The organism is Paenarthrobacter sp. CM16, assembly GCF_013179505.1.
Taxonomy (GTDB): domain Bacteria; phylum Actinomycetota; class Actinomycetes; order Actinomycetales; family Micrococcaceae; genus Arthrobacter.
The window spans coordinates 1-8469 of record NZ_JABMCX010000209.1 but is presented as its reverse complement, the minus strand read 5'-3'; the positions used below and the strand labels follow the sequence as shown (position 1 = coordinate 8469).

Genomic DNA, 8469 nt, shown 5'->3' with positions numbered 1-8469 from the left:
CAAGGACCGTTCCCGGCTCGACGTCGAAGGAGACGTCCGTGACCAGTGGAGTGCCGCCGTCGACCCCTACGGAGAGTCCGCGGACGCTCAGCTTGCCGGCCCCAGGTGCGTCGCGCACAGCAGGGGCGGCCGCGGCTGCGGCGGCAGCCTGAGCGGCCCGCTTTCGCCGGATGGCGGCGGAGGGAAGGTGCGAAGCTGTGGCGTTGGGGGCCTTGCCCAGGGCGTTGCCGATCGCGTTGGCCGACAGAACCGTCAGGGCCAACACAACGCCGGTGGGAACCATAAGCCATGGGGCGTCGTAAACATGCTGTGAGGCACTCTGGATCATGCCGCCCCAGCTGGGCTGGGGCAGCGGTGGACCGAAGCCGATGAATGCGAGGCCGGCCTGGATCAGGAGGCCCACTGCGAAGATCAGTGCCGATTGCACCACGACGGTGGTCGCCAGCCCGGGCAGTACGTGGCGGGCGCTGATGGCAACAGGGCTCAGGCCGTCAACCTTGGCCGCATCCACGTAGAGCTGGTTTTGCAAGGACTTTGCCTGGCCGAGCATCACCCGGTAAATGCCGGCTGAGATCAGAACGCCCAGAATGGCCATGATCAGGGGGATGTTGGTGCCCACGGCGCCAATGACGGCCAGGATAATGACCGTTCCGGGCAACGACATCATGATCTCGGTGACCCGGCTGATGACGCCTTCGGCCCGCAGGCTGTTGGCCGCGGCCAGTGCCATCAGGGTCCCAAGCCCGACGCCGACCAACACCGTGATGAACGAGGTCCCCAGTGTCTCGGCTGCTGAGGCGAAGATCCGGCTGAGGATGTCCCGGCCCAGTTCATCCGTGCCAAGCCAGTGCGCGGCGGTCGGTCCGGACAGGACGGCGGTGAAGTCCTGGTCTTCGGTTTTGAAGGGCAACCACCAGGGCGCCGTCAGGGATGCGATGATCATCGCCGCCAGCCAGAGGGTGCCGGCCATCCCCGCTGGGGAGCTGAGCAGTCGGTGCCCTGAAAGCTTGGCCAGGGCTGTCCTGCCTGGGGATGCCGGGGGTGTTGCCGGCGTTGTTGCTGGAAGGGTGGGAATCATGAGGCACGCAACTTCGGGTCAAGGAATTTGGTAGCGATTTCGAGCACCAGGTTCACAGCGACCACAACCACCGTGGCGATCACCACTACGCCTTGGACTGCCGGGGCGTCGTGGGTGCTGACGGAGGTTTGGACGGCTTGGCCAAGGCCCGGCATGGCGAATAGTTGCTCGGCAATGACGGAACCGCCAAAAAGGCCGATGAACTGCAGCGCGATGCTTGCCACGATCGGCAAGCTCGCATAACGCAGGGCGTGGATATAGAGGATCTTCCATGTGGGAGTAGCTGTGGCGCGGAGCGTCCGGATGTGCTCCTGCTGCAACGCCTCGAGCATGGAAGCCCTGGTCTGCCGGGCAATAAACGCTGCGCCGCCAACGGCGAGCGTGATTACGGGAAGGGCCAGGGACATCGCCCAATCCTGCGGTGAGACGTCGAACGGGACATAGCCGGTGGCCGGGAAAACGGACGATTGGACGGCGAAGAGGTAAACGAAGATGACGCCGATCCAGAACGCAGGCAGCGCGACGAGGAGCCCGACGAATCCTCCAATGACCTGATCCAGGAGGCCACCGCGAACAGCTGCGGTGACGCCGAGGACGATGCCGAAGACTGCGCTGAGGACGGTGGCGCCGGCGGCGAGAGAAGCGGTGACCGGAAGCCTGTTGGCCAGGTCTGCACTAACGGACCGGCCGTCAATGAGGGAGTTTCCGAGGTTGCCCTGGACGGCATCACCGAGCCAGCGGAAGAACTGGCCCACCAGCGGATCGTTCCAGCCGAGCGATTGGTTCAACTGGTCGATGGCCTCCTGCGAAGCGCCAGCTCCCAGCGACACCGCGCCTGGGCTGCCTGGCATGGCGTGGACCAGCAAGAACGCCAGTACCGCCACCACCAGCACGGTGGTGAGCGCCATCAGCAGGCGTTTGGTGACGAACATTGCCATGGTGACCTCCATTGGTCGGGCAGGGCGCCGGTTCCTGGGAACCGACGCCCTGTCATCGGTGGATCAGTTGGTGGGTGCGTACGAGGACAGCAGCGGGTACACGTTGCTTCCGGCGAACTTCACCTGCTGGACCTTCTTGGTGTTGTAGCCCTGGTTGGTGAGGGATTCATAGAGCGGGATCATCCAACCGGACTCCACCAGGCGGGTGTTGAGCTTGGTCAGGGCGGCCTTCCTGGAAGCATCGTCCTTCGCCGCCGCAGCCTCGGCCGTTGCCGCATTCAGCTGATCATCCGTCGCTTTCTGGACGTTGGTGAAGCCACTGAGGACGGCTCCGTACATCAGTCCAACCGGGTTGTCCCAGCCCAAAGGGGCGTAACCCAGCGGGGTTGTAGCCACTGCCGCGAAGGCTTCATCCGTGGAGGCCGCCAGCTTGACGTTCATGGTGACTCCAACGGCTGCCAGGTCCTTCTGTACTGCCTGCAGGTCCGTTTGCGTCTGGGGGCCGGCGATGATGGTGAACTCGAAGCCGCTGCCGTACCCGGCTTCCTCCAAGAGGCTCTTGGCCTTGGCGGGATCATAGGCGTAGGTCTTGTTTAGTCCTTCCGAGAATCCCGCAGAGTCCTTGGGCAGTGCGTTCCATGCAGGAATGTCGCCCTTGTGGAGCGCGTCCACCAAAGCTTGGCGGTTGATGGCGTACTGGAAGGCCTGGCGCACCTTTTCGCTGGCGAATGCAGGTGCGGTCTTGCCGATCTTGTCGAAGGAGATCATGGTCTGGACGGTGCCGCCGATCTGGGAGACTCCCACCCCCTTGGACTTGGCGAAGTCAACCGTGGGAGAGGTCAGCGAAGCGACGTCCGCCTGGCCCGAAACCAGCGCGTTGGCACGGGCTTGGGGGTCCATGATCACGCTGAAGGTGATCTTGTTGTACGGGTATTTGGAGGCGTCAGCGTTCTTGTCGTTCTTGGTGAAGACGTACTTGTTGCCCTTCACAGTTGTGGCGCTGTCCAGGGTGTAGGGCCCGGAGCCGTCCGGGGTGGTGGCCAGGCTGGCTGTGTCCGTAACGGCTTTCTTGCCTACGATCATGCCCAAGGTGGAGGTGAGGTTCTTTTCGAATCCCGGCTGGGCTTTTGCGAACGTTATGGCCACTTGGGTGGGGCTGACAACATCCACGGAGGCAATTTCCTGTGCACCGCCCTTCGCTATGGCCGAGTAGGCGCTGAGGGCAGTGTCGGTGCGACGGTCCAGGTTGGCCTTGACCAAGGCTGCGTCCAAGGTGGAACCGTCAGTGAAAGTCACGCCTTCCTTGAGGGTCAACGTGAGGACGGTGTTGTCCGCGTTGTAGCTGAATTCCTTGGCAAGGCCGGGACCAACGCTGCCATCTGGTTGGAGGGTCATGAGGTTCTCGTACAGGCCTTCGAAGAACTGGCGCTGGGCGTCCGAAACCCGCAGGGGATCATAGCCGAACGATGCACTGTCGCTGTCGGTTGCGATGGTCAGCGTGCTCTTGTCCACGTTGGATGTGGCAGCTGAACCGCCACCGCAGGCTGTGAGTGACCCAAGGAGGAGCGCCCCGGCCAGGACGGCCGCGCTCCGACGTGCAGGTGAGGTGAGGAGATTCATGTGCTGCGCCTTCGCATTCGTGATGGAATCGTGTGTCGAGATGTGGGACCGGTGGCCTGGACTTGGTCGGCTGTGACCTGTCCGGGCCGATCCGTCGGCGCCCTCTCGTCAGATGGCTTCCGGTAACCGGCTTCTTCAAGAGTCCTTTGAGGGCAGGGCTTCACCCCATGTGTATTTCATTGGTTGAAACAGTATTGTGGTGGAGATCACTCAGGGCGTTGAAAGGATTCAGGTTGACGCAGGCCAACGATGGGAACGGCATCGAAAAACCGCAGCGCGGCAAGCGGCCCAAGCAGGGCGAACCCGTGATCGATCGCGCCCTGAGCCTTCTCGCCGTCTTCAGCGACCGGCGTCGTGCGTTGACGTTGTCGGACATGGCGAGGCTGGCCGATATGCCGGCTCCCACTGCCCTGCGCTTGATCGGGCGCCTTGTTGCGTGGGGAGCCTTGGAGCGTTTGGAGGACGGGCGTTACGTTGTTGGAGTCAGGTTGTGGGAAGTAGCATCGCTCTCGCCCCGCGGGCACGGCGTCCGTGAGATCGCACTGCCCTACCTTGAGGACCTCTTCGCAGTGACGCGCCATCATGTGCTGCTTGCCGTGCGGGACAAAAATGAGGCCGTGCTGATCGAGCGGTTGTCATCCAAGGAGGCCACGGAGGTCGCCTATCGCGTCGGGGGGCGGGCGCCGTTGAGGTCGACGGCGGTGGGCCTGGTCCTGCTGTCCGGTGCCGATGCAGACTTCCAGGAGTCAGTGATCACTCAGCCACCCGACGCCGAGGTGGGAGTGGATTCCATGCCGGAAGGCCAACTGAGGCGCACGCTCTCCGATGTCCGCAGGACGGGCCTGGCCATGATCCGGCGATCTGCACCCTCAAAAACCGTATCGGTCGCCTCACCCATATACGGCGCGGAAGGGTCCGTGGTGGCGGCCCTCTCCATTGTGGTTCCTGATGGCGCTACGCCTCCGAACGTCCTGGCGCCGGCTGTTCAGGCGACGGCCCGGGCGGTATCGCGAAACCTGGGCTTCAACCCGGGGCCAAGCGAGAGTGTGCGGATGCGCTAGATCGCTTCAGCGGCGTCCAGATGTTCGGGGGCAAGGAGCGACCGGGCCAGGCGACGCGCGTAGTCCCGGACACCCTCCACCAGGTCCAGGGTTCCCCCGGACAACACATATTGCAACTGCAGGCCGTCGCTGACGGCGATGATTTCCCGGGCGCATACTGCCGGGTTGGTGTCCGCCCGGAGATAGCCACGCTCAACGCCCTCGGCGAGCCGCCCGGCCGTCTCACGCACAGCCCGTTCGTACCATGAGGCATACAGCTGGTGCGCGGGCGTAGTGGTGTCCGCGGCCTCGGCAGAGATCAGCACGAAAAGCTCAATAAGGCCCGGCTCCCCCACCAGCTCACGGGTAGAGTCCACCATGTTGTTGAACAGCGCGACCGGCTCTTTGGCATTGCCTTCATGGCGCGAACCCCACCACGTTGCCGTTCGCTCCAACCGCTGCTCCGCAACACCGAGCAGGAGGTGCTTCTTGGAACGGAAGTGATGCATGAGGCCGCTTTCACTGAGGCCGACGTCCGCCGCCACTTGGGACAGGGAAACCTTGTGATAGCCGGACGCGGCGAAAAGCCTGGTTGCGGCATCCAGGATTTCGGCGCGCTTGGCACGCCCAACTTCATAGCTTCCTGTTTTCCGACGTGTTCGCACCTTCCCAGCGTAGGCATAGCTGTAGCAAATAAAAACAGTGCACACGTTGTTTTTATGTTCTAGCATTGGCAAAAGCGGTGACGATGCCGGCTTTCCCAGAGGAGTTCTTTTGACTGACCACCGATCTTCCCTGTCGCTGCAGACGGCACTTAGCGCCGCAACGTGGATCTCTCCAGCAGAAGATCAACCGGCCGAACCCGGCAAACGGCCTGCGTACTGGATGCGCAGCCACTTCATGTGGAGCCCGGACGACGGCGAGGCGACAGCACATGCCACGGCCCACGGCATTTACGAGCTGTTCGTCAACGGTGTTCGTGCAGGGGACGAGGAACTGACTCCAGGATTCACCTCCTACCGCAAGCGGCTGCAGGTCCAGTCCTGGGATATCACCCACCAACTGGTCAGTGGCGGGAACGTCATCACCGCATTACTCTCCGACGGCTGGTTCCGCGGCAGGCATGGATTTGAACGCCGGGCCGATGGCTTCGGCACGGCCACAGCCTTCCTCGCATCCGTAACGTCTGCCCGGGGAACCCTTGCCGCCACAAGCGCTGACTGGGAATCGCGCGAAAGCCACATCACCCGCGCCGACCTCATGGACGGCCAGACCATCGACTTCCGACTCTTAGGCTCCGCGGAGGAAATCACGACGGCGGATGGCTGGCTTCCCGTGGTCCCCCGCCAGGGCGGGTTTTACGACAACCGGGAACGGCTCATCCGGCCCATCGCCCCTCCTGTGCGGCGCATCGCGGAGCTGGTTCCCGTCACTGTGGCTGTTCCTGCGTCAGGAATCACCGTGGTTGACTTCGGCCAGAACATCAACGGCTGGGTTCGCCTGCGGGCGCTGGGGCCCCTCGGAACACGCATCACGCTAAAGCACGGCGAAATACTGGACGACGCAGGCCTGGTATCGCGGGAAAACATCCGGGCCTTCGACTTCGCCAGCAAAACTTCCCTGCCCGCCGGCCAAATCGACGAAATCATCTCAGCAGGCCGCGCAGGTGACGTTTTTGAACCGCGGCACACCACCCACGGCTTCCGTTACGTACAACTTGAAGGCAACGCCGGCGCCATCGCGCACCAGGACCTCACCGCCGTCGTGGTCCATTCCGACCTCCAGCGCACCGGCACCTTCGAATGCAGCAACAACCGTCTCAATGCCCTGCACGACGCCATACTTTGGAGTTTCCGCGGCAACGCGTGCGACGTGCCCACTGACTGCCCGCAACGGGAACGGTCCGGCTTCACCGGTGACTGGCAGGTCTTTGTGGATACGGCCGCCCTCATGTTCGATGTCTCGGGATTCAGCGCAAAGTGGATGCGGGATCTGTCAGCGGACCAGTGGCCCGACGGCCGTGTGCCCACTGTGGTTCCGAATCCGGCCGGCGACGGACCCTCCGGCAACTTCTTCGAAGATTTAGCTGCAGGCTCTGCCGGATGGGGTGACGCAGCCGTCTTCGTCCCATGGTCCTTGTGGCGTGCCTATGGAGACCGACAGGCGCTGCGGGAGGCCTTCGGCGCCATGCGCTCATGGGTTGACTACGCGTCCAGAGCCGCAGCCTGCGGACGCCACCCTGAACGGGCAGCCATACGGCCCGCTCCCTTGCTCCACGAGCAGTACCTGTGGGACACCGGCTTCCACTTTGGCGAGTGGCTGGAACCGGACACACCACCGAATCCGGACCCCGCGCGGGATCATGGCATCGTTGCTACGGCCTACCTCTACCGGTCTGCTGACCTGCTGGCGAAAGCGGCCGGCGTACTCGGTGATTTCCCGACCGCTGACCATTACCGCGCGCTGGCCGCCGACGTCCTCGCGGCCTGGCGCGAAGAGTACCTCGAGGACTCCGGCATGTTGAGCGAAGAGTCCCAAGGACACTACGTCCGAGCCCTGGCCTTCGGCCTCGTACCGCCCCAGCTTGCGCCCCTCACTGCCGCCAGGCTCGTTGAACTCATCCGCCTCAACGGAAACCGGCTGGGCACCGGCTTCCTCGCCACAGGCCTCCTGCTGCCAACGCTCGCCGACCACGGTTATCCCGACGTTGCCTACGAGCTCCTGCTTTCCACCGGCTCACCCTCCTGGCTGGGGATGCTCGACGCCGGGGCCACCACCATGTGGGAATGGTGGGATGGAGTGACAACCAGTGGTGCCCGTGGATCCCTCAACCACTACAGCAAAGGCGCAGTGGGATCGTTCCTCTACACCCACGTGGCTGGTATCCGCCTTCCGGAGAATCCAGACGAGGCACACGCCGCTTACCGCACGGTAACCATAGCCCCCCAGCCAGGGGGCGACATCGCCTGGGCGAATGCCGCCGTCGATACCGTCCACGGCCGGATCAGCAGCGCCTGGACCATCGAGCATGGAAAGTTCACGCTCCACGTGGAAATCCCGATGTCCGTGAACGCGACGGTAAAGATGCCGGACGGAACAAGCCACAGTGTAGGTCCAGGTTCCCACGATTTCACGCCACAGGCGTCGACTTAGGTTTAAGCTCCCCTGCTGCAAAACGCAAAAAGCACCTTCTCATTCTGCCGAGCTGCAGACCACATCTAAAGCTTCGAGCGCTTGCTCCCCCTGACAGTCGAGCGTGATGACCGGGTCGGTGGGCGGCGGCCCACCGCGCCCCCGCGGGTTGCCGAGGGCAGCAACCCGCTCGCACTTCTGGATGACGTCCACGAATTTAGCCCGTGCGTGCGACAAATCAAAGTGAGCGAGAGCGTCGTCGTCCATTGCCATGGCGTGTCCGGCCGGTCACCATTGGCATCCCGATAGCTGCCACTTCCGTAAGCGTTGCCTTAACCGTCGATTCGAATATAGACCGTTGGTCTCTGGTGTTGTGATCCATAGCATTGACCCATCGCACTTACCGCACGAGGTCAGTGCAACCCGGAGATCAAACCGGAGAGCAGACCCTCCCCGAATCTTCTGCATATTTTATGGCCAGGCCCGGCCTTCCTTCCCAGAGAGCCCTCCAGTAAGCCCATGACGAGCCCTGCAGCGCTGCAGACCCGACATGCGCAGCACCCACATCTTTCGCCCGCATCGGCGCATCATCAATATCAGGAGACATTATGTCCGAAGCACTGAACACCTCCAACCACCATCAGGTTGGCCCGATACCGGA

7 protein-coding genes are annotated in these 8469 nt (G+C 63.1%); 2 read left to right on the top strand and 5 right to left on the bottom strand.

Annotation, left to right across the window (positions count from 1 at the left end; translation table 11 throughout):
* The 3 genes from HP499_RS16925 to HP499_RS16915 form a co-directional block, all read right to left on the bottom strand.
* On the bottom strand, window positions 1-1078 hold a 1078-nt coding region (locus HP499_RS16925; RefSeq protein ID WP_172325377.1), incomplete at its 3' end, for an ABC transporter permease.
* Window positions 1075-2028 (bottom strand): ABC transporter permease, encoded by a 954-nt coding sequence (locus HP499_RS16920; RefSeq protein ID WP_172325376.1) that lies wholly within the window; start codon window positions 2026-2028, stop codon window positions 1075-1077. The genes HP499_RS16925 and HP499_RS16920, both read right to left, overlap by 4 nt.
* 51 nt (window positions 2029-2079) lie before the next feature.
* Window positions 2080-3636 carry an ABC transporter substrate-binding protein gene (locus tag HP499_RS16915; RefSeq protein ID WP_172325375.1) on the bottom strand — a complete coding sequence of 519 codons (1557 nt, stop codon included), beginning with the start codon at window positions 3634-3636 and terminating at the stop codon, window positions 2080-2082.
* A gap of 233 nt (window positions 3637-3869) precedes the next feature.
* Here HP499_RS16915 and HP499_RS16910 point away from each other — a divergent pair, with 233 nt between their 5' ends.
* Complete coding sequence (locus tag HP499_RS16910; RefSeq protein WP_216660100.1) at window positions 3870-4697, top strand: IclR family transcriptional regulator; 828 nt, start codon at window positions 3870-3872, stop codon at window positions 4695-4697.
* On the opposite strand, the gene HP499_RS16905 is transcribed toward HP499_RS16910, so the two are convergent.
* Entirely contained in the window at window positions 4694-5341 is a 648-nt protein-coding gene (locus tag HP499_RS16905; RefSeq protein WP_309138411.1) for a TetR/AcrR family transcriptional regulator, read from the bottom strand. The two genes, HP499_RS16910 and HP499_RS16905, sit on opposite strands and share 4 nt — an antisense overlap.
* A gap of 109 nt (window positions 5342-5450) precedes the next feature.
* On the opposite strand from HP499_RS16905, the gene HP499_RS16900 reads away from it, so the two are divergent.
* Window positions 5451-7829: an alpha-L-rhamnosidase gene (locus HP499_RS16900; RefSeq protein WP_253951651.1), complete on the top strand. Its 2379-nt coding sequence runs from the start codon at window positions 5451-5453 to the stop codon at window positions 7827-7829.
* 39 nt (window positions 7830-7868) lie between these two features.
* Here HP499_RS16900 and HP499_RS16895 read toward each other — a convergent pair whose 3' ends face one another.
* Window positions 7869-8081, bottom strand: coding sequence for a hypothetical protein (locus tag HP499_RS16895; RefSeq protein WP_172325373.1), 213 nt, complete (start codon window positions 8079-8081; stop codon window positions 7869-7871).
* Window positions 8082-8469 lie beyond the last annotated feature (388 nt).